Origin of the sequence: uncultured Campylobacter sp., assembly GCF_905371695.1 — a bacterium.
Classification (GTDB): domain Bacteria; phylum Campylobacterota; class Campylobacteria; order Campylobacterales; family Campylobacteraceae; genus Campylobacter_A.
Genome location: NZ_CAJPMA010000041.1, coordinates 1 through 14,354, shown reverse-complemented (window position 1 = coordinate 14,354; position 14,354 = coordinate 1). Strand labels below are relative to the sequence as shown.

The window sequence follows — 14,354 nt, the reverse complement described above, 5'->3', positions numbered from 1 at the left end:
GCGTTAAATCAAATGGAAGATGAAAACATAAAGGTTACCGAAGTAAGTTGCAAAGACGAGGTAATCGCCTACGAATTTAACGCGATTTTCGCGGTCATAAACGTTAAGAAAGCGGCCGCTTACGTACTCGCAAGCTAGCGATACTTTACGGTTTTATAAAAGTCGACACTAATACGGCGACGGCCTACGGCATACAAAGTTCGCAAAATACCTTTATGCCGTTACAGCCGAATTTTTAGATCTGAATTACCATTATAAAGCAACCCTAACGATACCGGCGATTCCCGTAAATTTAAGCAGCGCCGGGTAAAAAGCAAACTACATCACGAGGCCAATCCGCCTCATCCATCATAGCTCACCGCTCAACTCGCTTCGTCGCGCTCTACCGCCGCACGATATACAAGGCTAATATAACTCTTGCAGCGCAGATGCGCAAACACCTTTTGCGACCCGCTTTGGCGTAGAGAGACGAATCTAAACGCGGACACGAAAATACCTCTTTAAACGGACGCAACCAAAGCCTACAAATTTAGCCATAAATTTTACGCTTTAATTTTAGTTTTTAGCGCCGAAATTTAAATCGAATTTAGCTATACTAGCGCCGAAATCTACTAAATTTTAAGGAAAAAGTATGACCGTATTTTGGATTTTACTAGCCGTTATCGTCGTCGTCGCGCTCTGGCTAATAGGCATTTACAACTCCCTAATCGCTAAGCGCAACCAAGTCGAATCAATCGAATCAAGCGTAGATACGCAGCTAAAACGCCGCTACGACCTACTGCCTAATCTTGTGGCTGCCGTCAAACAATACATGACGCACGAGCGCGATCTTTTAGAGCGAGTTACGGCGCTTCGCTCGCAAGCGCAAAGCGCATCGACGCAAGCGCAAAAATTCGGACTTAACTCGCAAATTTCAAGCCTGATGCCAAACCTCAACGTCGCGCTTGAAGCATATCCCGAGCTAAAAGCAAACGAAAATATCCTAAATTTACAGCAGACGCTAAACGAGATCGAGGAGCAAATTTCAGCGGCGCGTCGCACTTATAACGCCGCCGTAGAGATGTATAACAACGCGGTGCAAATGTTTCCGTCAAACATAATAGCGGGGATGTTTAACTTCCAAAAAGCCGTATTTTTCGATATTCCAGAAAACGAAACCAAACCGCACGACGTACACGAGCTTTTTAAAAGAAGCTAACCTAGGACGAATATGCGCGAATTCGCGCCGAATTTATCCGCAAAATTTCGGCGCAAATTTAGCTGAAATTTACTCGGCGAATTTTCATCCTTTGCCATAAAATTTACATATTGCAAAGCACGAAAAGCAACCTACCTTGCTTTTTAATATCGCCACTTATCAAATTTTGCGCGCCGCCGTTAGCCGTAAATTTTCGCGTCTTTTCAAGCTCTTCGGCGTCAGCGATCTCGTAAATAAACTCTTGTAGCACGATATTGGCGCCCTTTTGCGCAAGCGTCTTGGTTTGTAATATCGTCGTAAAAAACCCGCCTTCAAGCAGATAATAATTCGTAGCGCTTCTAGTTTCTATCTCTTCGCCGCCCAAAAACGCCGCGCATAGCGATTTTACGCCGTCCGTACGGTAGACGATACTCTCGATGCGCCCCTCTTTAAATTCGTAAAATTTTAGCGCCTGCGCCGATTTTAGTAGATTTTTCCCGCCGCCCGACGATACGTCGATCTGCGCGCCGCTAGCAAGATCGATCGCGATATTGCTAGTTTTATGCGCCATTTGTCGCAAATCGCCCAACTTTACGTAGCTAGCGCCGCTTTTGATAAACGCCGCGCCCGTAACGCTAGAATTTTTATCGCCGCTAGATTTTAGAAAGCCGATCTCTTCGCGTCTGCCGTCGTTTTCTATATAAGGCGTCCACGTAAGCTCGCTTCTAGGCGCGTTAAAGTCTCTCTTTGCCGCGCACCCGCCTAAAATCGCCGTAAGCGCCGCAAAAATGGCGAATTTTGCGAAATTTCGCGCGCTCATTTAATAAAATAATCTCCGTCGAAGCTTACGAGCGAGTATCTGCGCTCGTCGCCGATAGCCGCCGTTAGCTCGTCTAGGCTTAAAAACTCCAAGCTATCCGCGCCGATATACTCGCACACTTGTTCAGGCGTTTTATTGGCGCTAATTAACTCGGCGAAGCTAGGCGTATCGATGCCGTAGCGCTCGGGAAATTTTAGCTCCGGACACGCTACGCGAAAGTGTATCTCGCGCGCGCCGGCATGGCGGAGCAGCTCGACTATTTTTTTACTCGTAGTACCGCGCACTATACTGTCGTCTACGACGACCACGCTTTTGTCTTTTAGCAGGGCGCTCATCGGATTTAGTTTGAGCTTAACCTTTAAATTTCGCATCTCTTGCGTCGGCTCGATAAAGGTACGGCCTACGTAGTGGTTTCTCGTGATCGCCGCCTCAAAAGGCAGTCCGCTAGCCTGCGCGTAGCCCAGCGCGGCAGGCACGCCGCTATCTGGGACAGGCACGACGAAATCGGCCTTTACGCTGCTTTTGCGCGCGAGCGCGGCGCCCATTTTTTTACGCACTTCATAGACGTTTTTACCGTCTATTACGCTATCGGGACGCGCAAAGTAGATGTATTCAAACGCACAAATTCTATCGTCGGGCTCAAAAAGCTGAATACTCTCAAACTCGTCTTTTCCGTGCTCGAAGACTATCATCTCGCCCGCGCGCACATCTCTAATAAACTCCGCGCCCACGAGATCAAACGCGCAAGTCTCGCTAGCTACGATATAGCCGCCGTCTTTTAGCCGTCCTAGACTCAGCGGCCTAACGCCCCAGCGGTCGCGGATCGCAAAGATCTTATGGCGCGACTGGATCAGCAAACAATAAGCGCCCACGATCTTGCTAAGCGCGTAGACGATACGCTCTTGCAGATGCGCGCTATGATTTTGCGCGATTAGATGGATGATATTTTCGGTGTCCATATTGCTTTGAAATATCGCGCCGTTTTCGATTAGCTCGCGGCGTATCTCGTCTTTATTTACGAGGTTGCCGTTATGCGCGACGGCTACTTGACCTAGCGCGTAATTTGCGGTGACGGGCTGCGCGTCTAAAATACTGTCGCTGCCGGCGGTCGAATAGCGGTTATGCCCGATCGCCATATCGCCTTTTAGCACTTCAAAACTGCTTTTTTTAAATACCTCAGTCACTAGTCCGCGATTTTTGATCGTGCGAATTTCGCCGTTATCGTTCGCGCTGATACCGCTTGACTCTTGACCTCTATGCTGCATCGCAAACAGCGCGTAATACGCGGTTCTAGCAGCGTCTTTGGAATTGATTATACCGACTATCGCACACATTAATTTTTCCTTTTTCTAAATAGCTCGCCTCACGGTACTTACTCCGCTATAATTAAATTGCCTAAATTTTGAAATTTTACCTAAATTTTAAGCGCAAAATACAAAGCGCAATATCGCGGAAAGTTTCGGACGAATTTCGAGTAAGGCTAGACGCATAGTCTGCCGCAGTCTCGAAATTTTCAAGCTCTTTCAAAGGTACCCGCGAGATAAGCCTTAAATTTTAAAGCCCCAAGCAGTCTTCGATCTTATAAAGCCCGCTAGGCTGCCCTACTAGCCACATCGCCGCTTTTATCGCGCCCTTGGCGAAGGTTGCGCGGCTAGTGGCCGTATGGCTTAGCTCGATAAATTCGCCGTCGTTGTAAAAGCCCGCCGTATGCCTGCCGACCACGTCGCCGCCTCGCATCGCAAACACCGCGATTTCGTCTTTGGGTCTAGCGCCGATCAGCCCCTCGCGCCCGCACGTCATCGCTTCGCTTAAATTTAGCCCGCGCGCATCGGCGATACGCTCGGCAAGCGTTAGCGCGGTACCGCTCGGAGCGTCCTTTTTATGCCTGTGATGCTGCTCGACGATCTCGACGTCAAACTCGCGCAGAGCCTTTGCCGCAATAGCAGCGAGCTTATTTAGCACCGCTACGCCTAGGCTCATATTCGTAGCTTGTAGTACCGGCATCGCGTTTGCCGCCTGCGCTACTAACGCCATGCCCTCTTGCCCTAGTCCCGTGGTACCTATGACTAGCGGCTTAGGGTCGGTGCGCGCGTAGTTTATGAGATTTATCGCGCCTTGTTTAATCGTAAAATCGATTACGACGTCGCTATTTACGAATAATTCCTCGAATTTATTCGTAAATATAGCGCCGCTTGGCAGCGCGAAATCTATCTCGTCTAACGCGTAAGCCGCGCTAAGCGTCGCGTTTTGAACGTCTTTTAGACATGCGATAATCTCGCGCCCCATCTTACCGCTAGCGCCGTGAACGCCGATTTTTATCATTTTCCGCCCCTTAAAATTTAGCCCTATTATATGAAATTTAGGGTAAAAAAGAATTTAATAACGCCCTAAACCCCTATAATTAACGAAAATTTTTAGAGTTTAAAACGCTAAATTTTATAGCCGAAGAGCCCTTTTATTAACAGCTTTTACGGGTAAAATTTACGTTCGCGGAAATAGCGATACAGATTTACGGGCGCTATAAAATTTTCACTTCAAAAGAGGCGAATTCGGGCAAAATTTGTAAAACGATAGAAGGGAGCCGGCTCGCGCTGGGCGAGAACCGGCAATTTCAAGATAAAAAGTAAAATCTAAATTTCGCGCGACACGCGCTTAAAAGCGGCGCGCAAAATTTACGCGATTAATTAGTGTAAGCTCTCGATATAGCTAAGCGCGCTAAGGGCTGCTACGGCGCCGTCTCCCGCGGCCACGATGACTTGTTTTGGCGCGTCTTTTCTGATGTCGCCCGCGGCAAATAGCCCAGGCACGCTAGTTTGCATTTTTAGATCGACGCTAACATGGCCGCCGTCCTCGGTCTGGCATACGAATTCGCCGTTTTCTTGGCGAAGGACGTCGTTGTTTACGTTAAGTCCGACGAATACGAAAATGCCCGGCACTTTTAGGTCGCGCTCGCCATCTTTCGTGTTTATGATGAGGCCTGCAAGACCTGCTTTGTCACCGTAAGCTTGCTTGATCGTGGCGCTAGTGATAAACTCGATCTTGGCGTTAGCGCGAGCCTTTTCTAGCGTCACCGGAGCGGCGCGAAACTCGTCTCTGCGGTGGATGATGTAGACGCGCGAGCAGATGTTAGCTAGATATAAGGCCTCCTCGATCGCCGTGTCGCCGCCGCCTAGGACAGCTACTTCTTTGTTTTTATAGAAAAATCCGTCGCAGGTTGCGCAGGTGCTCACGCCTCTGCCGAAAAACTCGTCCTCGCCCGCAAAGCCCGCGCGGCGCGGAGTGGAGCCTGTGGCTACGATGACTGCTTTGGCGTGCTCTTCTTTGCCGCCTTCAAGCTTGACCGTGAAGCTGCCGTCTGAATTTTTTACCACGCGCTCAACGCCCGCCATCTCATGCTTTAGTCCAAAATGCGTGCACTGCGCGACCCACGTACTCATGAAGTCGATGCCGCTCTCGCCCGGCGCTTTTTGGCCCGGATAGTTTTCTATCTCGGAGCTGCTCGTAATCTGGCCGCCGGGCATGCCTTTTTCAAACATTACGACGTTTTTTAGTCCGCCGCGAGTGGTGTAAAGTCCCGCGCTAAGTCCTGCAGGACCGCCTCCGATGATCGCTAAATCTAACATATTTTTTCCTTTAAATTTTATTTATTTTCGAATCTTGTTTATAAATGCCGCCCTTTTGCGCCTTTAGCTCCACGCTAGCGGGCAAAGACGTGATATTTAGGACGTGCATCAGCTTTAAAATCGTATTTATATCCGAAGCGACGAAATTTATATTTCCCTCGCTGGGCGCGCGTTTTTGGAGCAAGTCCACGGCGACGATTTTTAAATCCTTAGTCGAAGTTTTTAAAATTTCTCTCCAGTTTGATTGGTTGGAGCTAAAAACCACGAGTAAAAATTTATCGTCTTGCGGCGCAAAAATTTGAGCCTGCTCGTAAAAAACCAGCTCGTTAAAATTTACGAATTTATACTGCGAAAATCTGTAATTATTGTAAGCAAATACGCCTGCTACCAGCGCTGCACCGATAAACGAAGCGAAAACGTACGTTAGGGGAAGCAAGCTTCCCCGATTTTTTAGCGCCATTAAAGCAGCGAATTTAGCTTATCGGATAGGACTTGCTTGGATTGCGCGCCTACTAGCTGATCGACTAGCTCTCCGTTTTTGAAAAACAAAATCGTAGGGATCGAGCGGATGCCGAATTCTACGGCTAGGTCTTGCACCTCGTCGGTGTTTACTTTGCAAATTTTAGCTTTGCCCTCAAACTCCTCAGCTAGCTCGTCGATGACCGGAGCAAGCATACGGCAAGGTCCGCACCAAGGCGCCCAAAAATCTACTAGCGCAACGCCCTCTTTGGCGACGTCGAAATTCGCAGTCGTTAGTTCTATGTATTTTCCCATTTTATTCTCCTTTTTAAAGATAGTCGTAATTATACACGAAAGTATTTAAATTTTAGCTAAATAAGAATTTTTACAAACTAATATTTTCTATCCACTTTATCTCGCTCTTTTTTATCGCGATCAAATCGACCTGAAAATCGGCGTTAGCGCCGTTTTGTAGCAGATAAAAGTCGATAGTTTTTAAAATTTTATTTAGCGGGCGTGAGGCGATACTCTGCCTCGTAGTCGCCCTGCGTAGCTTTGATTTCGACGAAGCGCAAGATGCCGTCTTTTTTAGCGATGACGTCGATCTCGCCGAATTTAGAGCTAAAATTTCTAGCGAGTATCTCGCAGCCGTTTTTTAGCAAAAACTCGCAAGCCAGATCCTCCGAGCTTTTGCCGAAAAGATACGCCCTAAGTCCCAAATTTTACTCTTCTATCCTCATCATAAAAGCCTTTTCTTTTACAAACTCTTGCTCTTGTAAAATTTCCATAGTGCGCCTCACGTCCTTTTCTACGCTCGTGTGCGTCGTGAAAAATAGCGTCGCATACGGACTTTCGTCCTTCGGTTTTTGTAGCAAACTATCGATGGAGAGGTTGTTTTCGCTCATCAAATTCGTGATTTTAGCCAGCACGCCGACTTTGTCCTCGACTCTAAGCCTAAAATAGTACTTCGTGCGAATTTCGCTCGGATCTAAAAGCTCAAGCGCATTTAGCTCAAACGGCGCCTTGTAGCCTAGCATCGGAGATTTGCCGTCTCTGGCGATGTCGATGAGGTCGCTGATGACTGAGCTTGCCGTCGCCGGACCGCCAGCGCCCGGACCGTAAAACATCGTCTCTCCGACCGCGTCGCCCACTACGCTCACGGCGTTTGTCACGCCGTCTGTTTTAGCTATCATTTTATCTTTGGGTACTAGCGCCGGATGTACGCGCAGCTCGACCTTGTCGCCGGTTTTTTTGGCGATGGCTAGTAGCTTGATAACGTACTCGAAGTCGTTGGCGAAAAATATATCCTCGGGCGTGATGCCTTCGATGCCTTCTATCAGGATGTCTTCGGGGTTGCCGTGCACGCCGTATGCGATGCTGGCTAGGATCAGTAGCTTGTGCGCCGCATCAAAGCCTCCGACGTCAAATGTCGGATCGGCCTCGGCATATCCTAGCTCCTGGGCTTTTTTTAGAGCGTCCGCGAAATTTGACCCCTTGCTCATCATCGAGGTTAAGATGTAGTTGCTCGTGCCGTTTAAAATCCCGTTGATACTTAGGATGTGGTTTGCGCTAAGGCCCTCGCGAAGAGCTCTGATGATAGGTATGCCGCCCGCGACGCTAGCCTCGAAGCCAAAGGGCGTGTTCTGAGCCAAATTTTGCAAGGCGTAGCGGTGATAGGCTAGTAGCGCCTTGTTTGCCGTTACGACGGCTTTTTTGCGCTCTAAAATTTTGCTAACGACCCTAAAAGGCTCCTCGACGCCGCCCATAAGCTCGACGAAAACATCGATATCCTCGCGCTTTATGACGCTATTGATGTCGTCCGTGAGTGGGATGGCGACGTCTCTTTTTTTGTTTAAATTTCTAACGACGCCGATAACCGGAACTATCTCTTCGCCGCATCTTGCTGTGATTAGTTTTTTGTTTTGGAGTAAAATTTTAGCTACGGCTTCTCCGACCGTGCCGACGCCTAAAATGGCTATATTCATGCAAATTCTTTCAGATATTTTTTGACGTTTCGCGCCGCTTGGCGGATACGATTTTCGTTCTCGATGAGAGCGAGGCGCACGTAGTCGTTTCCGCCCTCGCCAAAGCCGATTCCCGGGCTCACCGCAACGCTTGCTTTAGTAAGCAGCTGTTTGGAAAACTCGAGGCTGCCGATGTTCCCGACTTGTGGCGGGATTTTCGCCCAGATAAACATACTGGCGCTTGGCTTATGCATCTCCCAGCCTGCGCTTGCAAAGGCTTCTAGCATCACGTCGCGGCGTTTTTCGTAAATTTGACGGATGTCCTCGACGCAGCTTTGATCGCCGTCTAGCGCGACGGTTGCTGAGACTTGGATCGGGGTAAACATACCGTAATCAACCCATGATTTTATCTTTTTAAGAGCGGCGCAAAGGCGCTTGTTTCCGCATAAAAATCCGACGCGCCAGCCCGCCATATTGTAGCTTTTTGATAGCGTATAGCACTCAACGGCGACGTCTTTTGCGCCTTCTACTTCAAATATGCTAGGCGTTTTGTATCCGTCAAAAGTAAGGTCTGCGTAAGCGATGTCTGAGATCACGTAAAAGCGCTCTTGTTTACTCATCGCCACTAGCCGCTCGTAGAAACTCTTTTGCACGGTTACGGTAGTTGGATTGTGCGGGAAATTTACGACGACGTATTTAGGTTTCGGCGAGCTTGAGCGGATAGTGTGAAGCAGGTCTTCGAAAAATTTATTTTCGTCAAGCTCAAATTTATCGTTGTATTTTAGCGGCATTTTCGCCACGCTACCGCCGGCGAATAAAAACGCCTGCGTGTGTATCGGGTATGCGGGATCCGGCACAACGGCTACGTCGCCCGGATTTACTATCGCTTGAGCTAGATGCACGAAGCCCTCTTTGCTGCCCATAACGGCGACGGCCTCGGTATCTGGGTCTAAATTTACGCCGTATTTGCGCTTATACCAGTTGCAGATGGCTAGACGGAGTTTGTAGATGCCAGCGCTTGCCGAATAGCCATGAGTCTTGTCTTTTTGCGCGCTTTCGCAGAGTTTATCGACGATGTGCTGAGGAGTGCGACCCTCCGGGTTTCCCATGGAAAAGTCGATGATATCCTCGCCCGCTCGGCGCGCGGCCATTTTTATAGCATTTACCTCGGCAAATACGTAGTTTGGAAGCCTTTCAATCGTATTAAATCTAATCTCGTCAAACATATTTCCCCCTTACTTCGCAAGCTTTATTACGAGCTCGTTTTTTATATTGCCCATATCGACGCTATCGCCGATTATCGCGTATTTTGCGCCCGTCGGCAACTCAGAAGTAAATTCGTTTTTTACTTCGGTTTCCTCGAATTTCGCTATTTGGACTAAATTTTTATCGTAAACGAAAATTTGCGGCATCCACGAATTCTGCTCGTTAGACGAGATTTGCAACGATTTAGCGCCGTTTAAATTTATAAAATAAGGCGAGCTTGATTTAGAAAGCGGTATCGGTGTGTCAAAACTCGCCGCCGTATTTTGCTCGCCCGCTAAATTCGCCTCCGTAAAATCTAGCGTAACCGCCAGTGCGCCGCTCTCGCGCGAAATTTCCGTTATAAAAACGCCGTTTGCGCTAAACGCGTTTGCAAGCGAAACGGGATCGATGCCGCCGTTTTTAGCTACGATGCCGCCGTAAATTTTAGGCTCGAAATTACCTACTTCGCTTACTCTAAGCATTTGCGCTCCGAGCGTTTTTAGGCTTAAATTTACGCCCTTAATAAAAAGCGCGGTCGGCGTTTGCGCGGCGGTTTTAAATTTTAAATTTAGCGTAGGCGAGCTAAACGAAACGGTATCAAAAAGAGCGTTTTGCTTTAAAATTTGAACTATTTTTGCGACGTCTAGCCTATTTTTGGAGCTTAAATTTTGCCCGCTTAAAACTTCGCTTGCGCGCGCGAAATTTCGGCTAAGCGCGGCGCCTGAATTTACCGCGTCGGCCGCTAAAATTTGAGCGCAAAACAGCGCCGCGACCGTTAATACCGCCTTAAATTTTACCACGACTTGCCTTTGTTTATCTCGACAAACTGCTCGAAGCTAATCTGCTTAATCGCGCCGTTTTCTACCAAAAATCTAGCCGTTTTGCCGCCGTCGAATTTGCTAATTTTATCGCCCACTTTTAGCTCGACGTTACCGTTACCGCAAGCGACTAGCTGACGCTTGCTAAGGTCGATCGTAACGGGTGAATTGGAGTCGTAAGAAGTCTTTTTGCCGGTTTGTAGGTTTATCACGCCTATCCATACGCGCTGCTTTGGCGTAATGACGGCCCTATCGCCTAAAATCGCGGCGGTTTCGTTTTTATCCTTAGGCTCGGTAACGGCGGTAGTTAGGCGCTCTAACGCCTGAGTTTGAGTGCCCGCGTTTTGATCTTGCGCGACGGGCTGAGACCCGATAATCTCCGCGCTTTGAGCGGACGGTAAAATTTGCGCCTGCACGCTTTGCGTTATTTGAGGCGCCACATTTGAGCTTTCCTCGCTTAAATTTTTCTCTTTTACCTCGGGTAAATTTTGGCTTATCGCCACGTTCGCTTCGATTATATTTCTCTGTGCCTCATTTACGGACGGCGCGGTAGAGTAAGTGGCGCTTTGGTTCTCGTCGTCTAAAAGGTTAGTCAGGTTTTGCAGGTATTGCAGCGCGCCCGAATAATAAGCCGCCGCACCGACGGCAAGCAGGGCTATTAGCCAAAATAGCTGCCCCAGCCCGCTAGAACCTCGCTCGCGGCTCTCGTCGTTGAACGACGAAAATTTCGGGCTAACGCGCATTTTAGCGCCGCTACCGACCTCGTGCTCGGCCAAAAACGCATCGTATCCGGCTAGCCACTCCGAAAGGTCCAGTTCGTATTCGCGCTGTAAAATTTTAATGTAACCTTTGGCGTTAAAACGCGTGAGTTTTTCGTAATTTTTGTCGATTATGTAGTTTAGGTATTCAGGCTCGATGTGCGTCTTGCGCGCGACCTCTTTTAGTCCGATTTGCCTTAAATTTTCAAGCTCGTTCATTTATAATCCTATCGCAAATTATAGCAAAGGCCGCGCTCACGTTCAGCGAATCCCAGCCTTTTCGTAGTTTTATACCGACGCACTCGTCGCATTTTGCCAGCGCTTTTTGCGGTATACCCTCGCCCTCGCTGCCTAAAACCAGCGCGACGGGCCCGCGAAATCTCATCTCATGCACGTCTTTACCGCCGTTTGCGGTCGCGTAAATTTTAAACCCTATCTGTTTTAACTCGTTTATTAAGCCGAGTCCGTCCCGCGCGAGCGCGATAGGCAGCTCGTACGCCGCTCCGCTGCTGGCTCGCAGTATGCCCTCGGCGTTTAAGCTTTTTGCAACGACGATGAGCCCCTCGCAGCCCAGCGCATAGGCGCTTCTAGCGATCGCGCCGATGTTTCCGACGTCGCTCACCCCGTAAAGAACGGCGATAAAATTTAGCTTTTTCATCTGCGAAATTTGAGCGAATTCGTAATCTTTGACGCGCGCTAAAAAACCTTGATGGTTTCCGCCCCTGGCGAGCGCCTGAGCTTTTTGATTATCCGTGCGTAAAATTTTAGCGCCCGTGCCGCAAATGCGCGAGAATAGCCGCTTATCGCACTCTTTTGCCAGATAAATTTCCTCAAAATCCTGCGGGCGATTCTCTAAAACGTGTAAAAATAGCTGTTTTCCGTAAATTATCATGGGCTCGATAATACCCAAAATCGAGTAAATTTATACTTATTTTGCGAGCTCTTCGTAGATTTTTTTGACTTCTCGTCCGGTGATTTTACTTAGCAGTTTGGCTTTGATTTTAGGCGCGATTTCCAGTTCTTTTATATCTTGCTCGCTGATGGCTTCTAGCGTTTTTTCGGGACTTTTATCGATAACTAAGCACCACTCGCCGCTTAAATTCGCGCTTTTTAAAATTTTAACGGCCTCGCTCGCGGGAGCTTTAAATTTAGTTTCGAATTTCTTAGTCGCCTCTTTAATAGCAAAAATTTCGCGATCGGGAGTAGATTTCGCGATCGACTCTATAAGGCTTAAAATTCTTTTTGGACTTTCGTAAATCACGCACGGATAGGCTAAATTTAGCGCATTTTGCAGCGCCTGAGCGCGCTGTTTGCCGGTGTTTGGCAAAAAGCCTAAAAATACGAACTCTTTATCGCAAAGTCCGCTAGCTACGACGCCCAAAAGCGCGGCATTTGCCCCGCTTAAAATTTCGTATTTTACGCCGAAATTTTGCGCGTATCTTACTAACGAAACGCCCGGATCGCTGATTCCTGGCATCCCCGCATCGCTCATAAAAGCGACGTTCGCGTCAAAGAAAGCCGGTTTTAAATTTTCAAAAAATTTAGCTTCGTTATGCGTGTGGAACGAGATGAAATTTTTAGCGATAATTTTCGCGTCGAAACGCTCGTTTAGCAGATTTACGAGCGATTTCGCGACTCTGGTATCTTCGCAGAGGATAATCTCGCACTCGCGCAAAATTTTAAGCGCGCGGAGCGAAATATCCTCTAAATTTCCTATGGGAGTAGGAACGAAATAGAGCAAGGGATTAGTTTAGGGCGTATTTTTTCTTAAATTTCTCGACGCGACCCGCGCTGTCTACGATCTTTTCGCTTCCGGTAAAAAACGGATGGCATTTACTGCAAATATCGACCCTGATTTCGTTTTTGTTAGACTTCGTCGTAAAGGTATTGCCGCAAGCGCAAGTTACGGTGCAATCGACGTATTCGGGATGAATGTCTTTTCTCATAATTTTTCCTTTTGGGTTGTTAGAATCTCGGATTATACATACAAAAAGCTTAAAACTAAATTTTATAGCAAAATTTTACTTGCTACGCCCGTGATTGCGGTTTGCGATTTTAAGATATTTTTAGCCCCTAATGCATAAATTTTACGAAATTTACGAATTTCCTCGGGCGTAAATCCGCCTTCGGGACCGATTATTAGCGTCTCGCCTTTAAAACCCGCCAAATTTTCGCCGCCGAAATTTACCGCCGCCGCGTTCGGATAAGCGTTTAAAAAATCGTCCAAATTTTTATAAATTTCAAACTCCATTAGTCGCCCGCGTCCGCACTGCTCGCAAGAAAGCGCGCATAAATATTCAAATCTAGCCGAATCTAGCTTAAAATTAGCCTGCGAAAATTTGGTGTAAACGAAAGCCAGCTTGCCTACGCCTAGCTCGTTTAAAAAAGGCAACGTTTTTTCGATAGTTTTAGGCTCCACTACCGCCCAGCCCAGCGTTAGCGCATAATCCTCGGCGGGCGCGGGACTAGTAAAAACCAGATTTAAATTCGCGCTTTTTCTACTTAAATCCGTAATCTCGTAAAGGTAGTCTTTGCCGTCTTTTAAATTTCGCGCGCTTATACGCTCGCCCGCGCGAACCCTGCGCGCTTTTAAGTGCAAAAACGCTTCGTTTACGATCTCTAAATTTTCTCCGCCCGCGCGAGCGTCGTATAGAAATTTCATAGTGCGCTCGCTAAGATTATTAAAAAAACGTCGAACGCGCCTTTAATTAGCGCGAATTTCTTAAATTTCGCAAGCTCGTCCGCGCGAGCGTAGCGTTTAAGCCGTTTAAAACCCGCCGCGCTAGTCGCGATTAGCAAAATAAGCGCCGCGATCATCGCGGTCGTCCTAAAATTTAACGAATAATTAAGCGCGGCAAGCATAACAAGCCCGCTCATCGCCGCGCACGCGAGCGCTCCGTGATAAATCGGCAAAAAATAGCGAATCCGCAGGACGTAGCCCTTGCCGCCGACGCCTAACTGCGTCAGCGCTAAATAAAGCGCGCAAAGCGCGAGCAAAGCAGCCGCAAAACCTGAGTGATAAGGCGATGCGTAGGCGTAAAGTCCCGCCAGGTGCTCGTTCATCGCGCGCCCTTTCGCACTAAATTTCGGTTCACTTTCGCTCGCCTTCGATTGCGGGCTCGGGCGGGAGCGACTCGTCTATCGTGACGTTCGCGTCTATTTGGGCTATGGGTACGTCCGCCGGCACGTCGTCGTTTGCTCGGGCTACGGGCGCCTTTTCGTCATCGCAACCGGTTAAAATCGCCGCTACCAAACAAAAAACGGCTAAATTTTTATAAATTTTCATCAAACGTCCTTTGGATTTACGATAGTTTGTTTAAGTTTTATTTTATCAAAAAGCTCTTTATCGTCCCATTCCTCTACGATCGCGTCCGAAAACGTCACGCGTGATAGGTCTATCTCGCCCATTCGCGCGTTATACGCGTCCTCGCGGAAACACTGCGCGTAGCCCGAGCAAACGACGACGTGCCGGCGGACGTACCCATAGCCC

General features: G+C 48.2%; 17 protein-coding genes and 2 pseudogenes. 1 reads left to right on the top strand and 18 read right to left on the bottom strand.

What is annotated here, in order from left to right; all coding sequences use genetic code 11:
- The first annotated feature begins 631 nt into the window (after window positions 1-631).
- Entirely contained in the window at window positions 632-1,198 is a 567-nt protein-coding gene (locus QZ147_RS05075) for a LemA family protein (RefSeq protein ID WP_295147744.1), read from the top strand.
- Window positions 1,199-1,301: 103 nt separating this feature from the next.
- On the opposite strand, the gene QZ147_RS05070 is transcribed toward QZ147_RS05075, so the two are convergent.
- The 18 genes and pseudogenes from QZ147_RS05070 to QZ147_RS04985 form a co-directional block, all read right to left on the bottom strand.
- Window positions 1,302-1,997 carry a hypothetical protein gene (locus QZ147_RS05070; protein WP_295147742.1) on the bottom strand — a complete coding sequence of 232 codons (696 nt, stop codon included), beginning with the start codon at window positions 1,995-1,997 and terminating at the stop codon, window positions 1,302-1,304.
- Window positions 1,994-3,331, bottom strand: coding sequence for an amidophosphoribosyltransferase (gene purF / locus QZ147_RS05065; RefSeq protein ID WP_295147741.1), 1,338 nt, complete (start codon window positions 3,329-3,331; stop codon window positions 1,994-1,996). The genes QZ147_RS05070 and purF overlap by 4 nt, the downstream gene beginning before the upstream one ends.
- Window positions 3,332-3,551: 220 nt before the next feature.
- Complete coding sequence (gene dapB, locus QZ147_RS05060; RefSeq protein WP_295147740.1) at window positions 3,552-4,319, bottom strand: 4-hydroxy-tetrahydrodipicolinate reductase; 768 nt, start codon at window positions 4,317-4,319, stop codon at window positions 3,552-3,554.
- Between the two features lie 362 nt (window positions 4,320-4,681).
- Window positions 4,682-5,620, bottom strand: coding sequence for an FAD-dependent oxidoreductase (locus QZ147_RS05055; RefSeq protein ID WP_295147739.1), 939 nt, complete (start codon window positions 5,618-5,620; stop codon window positions 4,682-4,684).
- Between the two features lie 10 nt (window positions 5,621-5,630).
- Entirely contained in the window at window positions 5,631-6,080 is a 450-nt protein-coding gene (locus tag QZ147_RS05050) for a hypothetical protein (RefSeq protein ID WP_366508781.1), read from the bottom strand.
- Complete coding sequence (gene trxA, locus QZ147_RS05045) at window positions 6,080-6,394, bottom strand: thioredoxin (protein WP_295147737.1); 315 nt, start codon at window positions 6,392-6,394, stop codon at window positions 6,080-6,082. Before trxA ends, QZ147_RS05050 begins: the two co-directional genes overlap by 1 nt.
- A 70-nt stretch (window positions 6,395-6,464) precedes the next feature.
- Window positions 6,465-6,798 (bottom strand): annotated as a pseudogene (locus QZ147_RS05040) (YraN family protein).
- A gap of 3 nt (window positions 6,799-6,801) precedes the next feature.
- Window positions 6,802-8,064, bottom strand: coding sequence for a homoserine dehydrogenase (locus QZ147_RS05035; RefSeq protein WP_295147736.1), 1,263 nt, complete (start codon window positions 8,062-8,064; stop codon window positions 6,802-6,804).
- A complete protein-coding gene (locus tag QZ147_RS05030) occupies window positions 8,061-9,269 on the bottom strand; it encodes an LL-diaminopimelate aminotransferase (RefSeq protein WP_295147735.1) in 1,209 nt (402 codons plus the stop codon). The genes QZ147_RS05035 and QZ147_RS05030 overlap by 4 nt, the downstream gene beginning before the upstream one ends.
- 9 nt (window positions 9,270-9,278) lie before the next feature.
- Window positions 9,279-10,088 (bottom strand): hypothetical protein, encoded by an 810-nt coding sequence (locus tag QZ147_RS05025; RefSeq protein WP_295147734.1) that lies wholly within the window; start codon window positions 10,086-10,088, stop codon window positions 9,279-9,281.
- Window positions 10,082-11,083, bottom strand: coding sequence for a phosphatidylglycerophosphate synthase (locus QZ147_RS05020; RefSeq protein ID WP_295147731.1), 1,002 nt, complete (start codon window positions 11,081-11,083; stop codon window positions 10,082-10,084). Before QZ147_RS05020 ends, QZ147_RS05025 begins: the two co-directional genes overlap by 7 nt.
- On the bottom strand, window positions 11,070-11,756 hold the full coding sequence (locus QZ147_RS05015) for an RNA methyltransferase (RefSeq protein ID WP_295147729.1): 687 nt from the start codon (window positions 11,754-11,756) through the stop codon (window positions 11,070-11,072). The genes QZ147_RS05020 and QZ147_RS05015 overlap by 14 nt, the downstream gene beginning before the upstream one ends.
- A gap of 36 nt (window positions 11,757-11,792) precedes the next feature.
- Window positions 11,793-12,605 carry a 16S rRNA (cytidine(1402)-2'-O)-methyltransferase gene (rsmI, locus tag QZ147_RS05010; protein WP_295147726.1) on the bottom strand — a complete coding sequence of 271 codons (813 nt, stop codon included), beginning with the start codon at window positions 12,603-12,605 and terminating at the stop codon, window positions 11,793-11,795.
- Between the two features lie 4 nt (window positions 12,606-12,609).
- Entirely contained in the window at window positions 12,610-12,810 is a 201-nt protein-coding gene (gene rpmE / locus QZ147_RS05005; protein WP_295147723.1) for a 50S ribosomal protein L31, read from the bottom strand.
- 62 nt (window positions 12,811-12,872) lie between these two features.
- A complete protein-coding gene (locus QZ147_RS05000; RefSeq protein ID WP_295147720.1) occupies window positions 12,873-13,526 on the bottom strand; it encodes a 16S rRNA (uracil(1498)-N(3))-methyltransferase in 654 nt (217 codons plus the stop codon).
- The gene (locus tag QZ147_RS04995) at window positions 13,523-13,927 is read right to left on the bottom strand and encodes a hypothetical protein (protein WP_295147718.1); all 405 of its coding nucleotides are present in this window, start codon (window positions 13,925-13,927) and stop codon (window positions 13,523-13,525) included. The genes QZ147_RS05000 and QZ147_RS04995 overlap by 4 nt, the downstream gene beginning before the upstream one ends.
- A 28-nt stretch (window positions 13,928-13,955) precedes the next feature.
- The gene (locus QZ147_RS04990) at window positions 13,956-14,150 is read right to left on the bottom strand and encodes a hypothetical protein (RefSeq protein WP_295147716.1); all 195 of its coding nucleotides are present in this window, start codon (window positions 14,148-14,150) and stop codon (window positions 13,956-13,958) included.
- Window positions 14,150-14,354 (bottom strand): annotated as a pseudogene (locus tag QZ147_RS04985) (6-carboxytetrahydropterin synthase QueD); the annotation flags it as partial. The gene QZ147_RS04990 and the pseudogene QZ147_RS04985, both read right to left, overlap by 1 nt.

What these genes read in the sequence shown, in the direction of transcription:
- QZ147_RS05015 (WP_295147729.1), bottom strand. Translation starts at nt 11,756, where the DNA reads ATGATAATTTACGGAAAACAGCTATTTTTACACGTTTTAGAGAATCGC.
- QZ147_RS05050 (WP_366508781.1), bottom strand. Translation starts at nt 6,080, where the DNA reads ATGGCGCTAAAAAATCGGGGAAGCTTGCTTCCCCTAACGTACGTTTTC.
- QZ147_RS05035 (WP_295147736.1), bottom strand. Translation starts at nt 8,064, where the DNA reads ATGAATATAGCCATTTTAGGCGTCGGCACGGTCGGAGAAGCCGTAGCT.
- QZ147_RS05030 (WP_295147735.1), bottom strand. Translation starts at nt 9,269, where the DNA reads ATGTTTGACGAGATTAGATTTAATACGATTGAAAGGCTTCCAAACTAC.
- trxA (WP_295147737.1), bottom strand. Translation starts at nt 6,394, where the DNA reads ATGGGAAAATACATAGAACTAACGACTGCGAATTTCGACGTCGCCAAA.
- QZ147_RS05070 (WP_295147742.1), bottom strand. Translation starts at nt 1,997, where the DNA reads ATGAGCGCGCGAAATTTCGCAAAATTCGCCATTTTTGCGGCGCTTACG.
- dapB (WP_295147740.1), bottom strand. Translation starts at nt 4,319, where the DNA reads ATGATAAAAATCGGCGTTCACGGCGCTAGCGGTAAGATGGGGCGCGAG.
- QZ147_RS05075 (WP_295147744.1), top strand. Translation starts at nt 632, where the DNA reads ATGACCGTATTTTGGATTTTACTAGCCGTTATCGTCGTCGTCGCGCTC.
- rpmE (WP_295147723.1), bottom strand. Translation starts at nt 12,810, where the DNA reads ATGAGAAAAGACATTCATCCCGAATACGTCGATTGCACCGTAACTTGC.
- QZ147_RS05020 (WP_295147731.1), bottom strand. Translation starts at nt 11,083, where the DNA reads ATGAACGAGCTTGAAAATTTAAGGCAAATCGGACTAAAAGAGGTCGCG.
- QZ147_RS05000 (WP_295147720.1), bottom strand. Translation starts at nt 13,526, where the DNA reads ATGAAATTTCTATACGACGCTCGCGCGGGCGGAGAAAATTTAGAGATC.
- purF (WP_295147741.1), bottom strand. Translation starts at nt 3,331, where the DNA reads ATGTGTGCGATAGTCGGTATAATCAATTCCAAAGACGCTGCTAGAACC.
- QZ147_RS05055 (WP_295147739.1), bottom strand. Translation starts at nt 5,620, where the DNA reads ATGTTAGATTTAGCGATCATCGGAGGCGGTCCTGCAGGACTTAGCGCG.
- QZ147_RS04990 (WP_295147716.1), bottom strand. Translation starts at nt 14,150, where the DNA reads ATGAAAATTTATAAAAATTTAGCCGTTTTTTGTTTGGTAGCGGCGATT.
- QZ147_RS04995 (WP_295147718.1), bottom strand. Translation starts at nt 13,927, where the DNA reads ATGAACGAGCACCTGGCGGGACTTTACGCCTACGCATCGCCTTATCAC.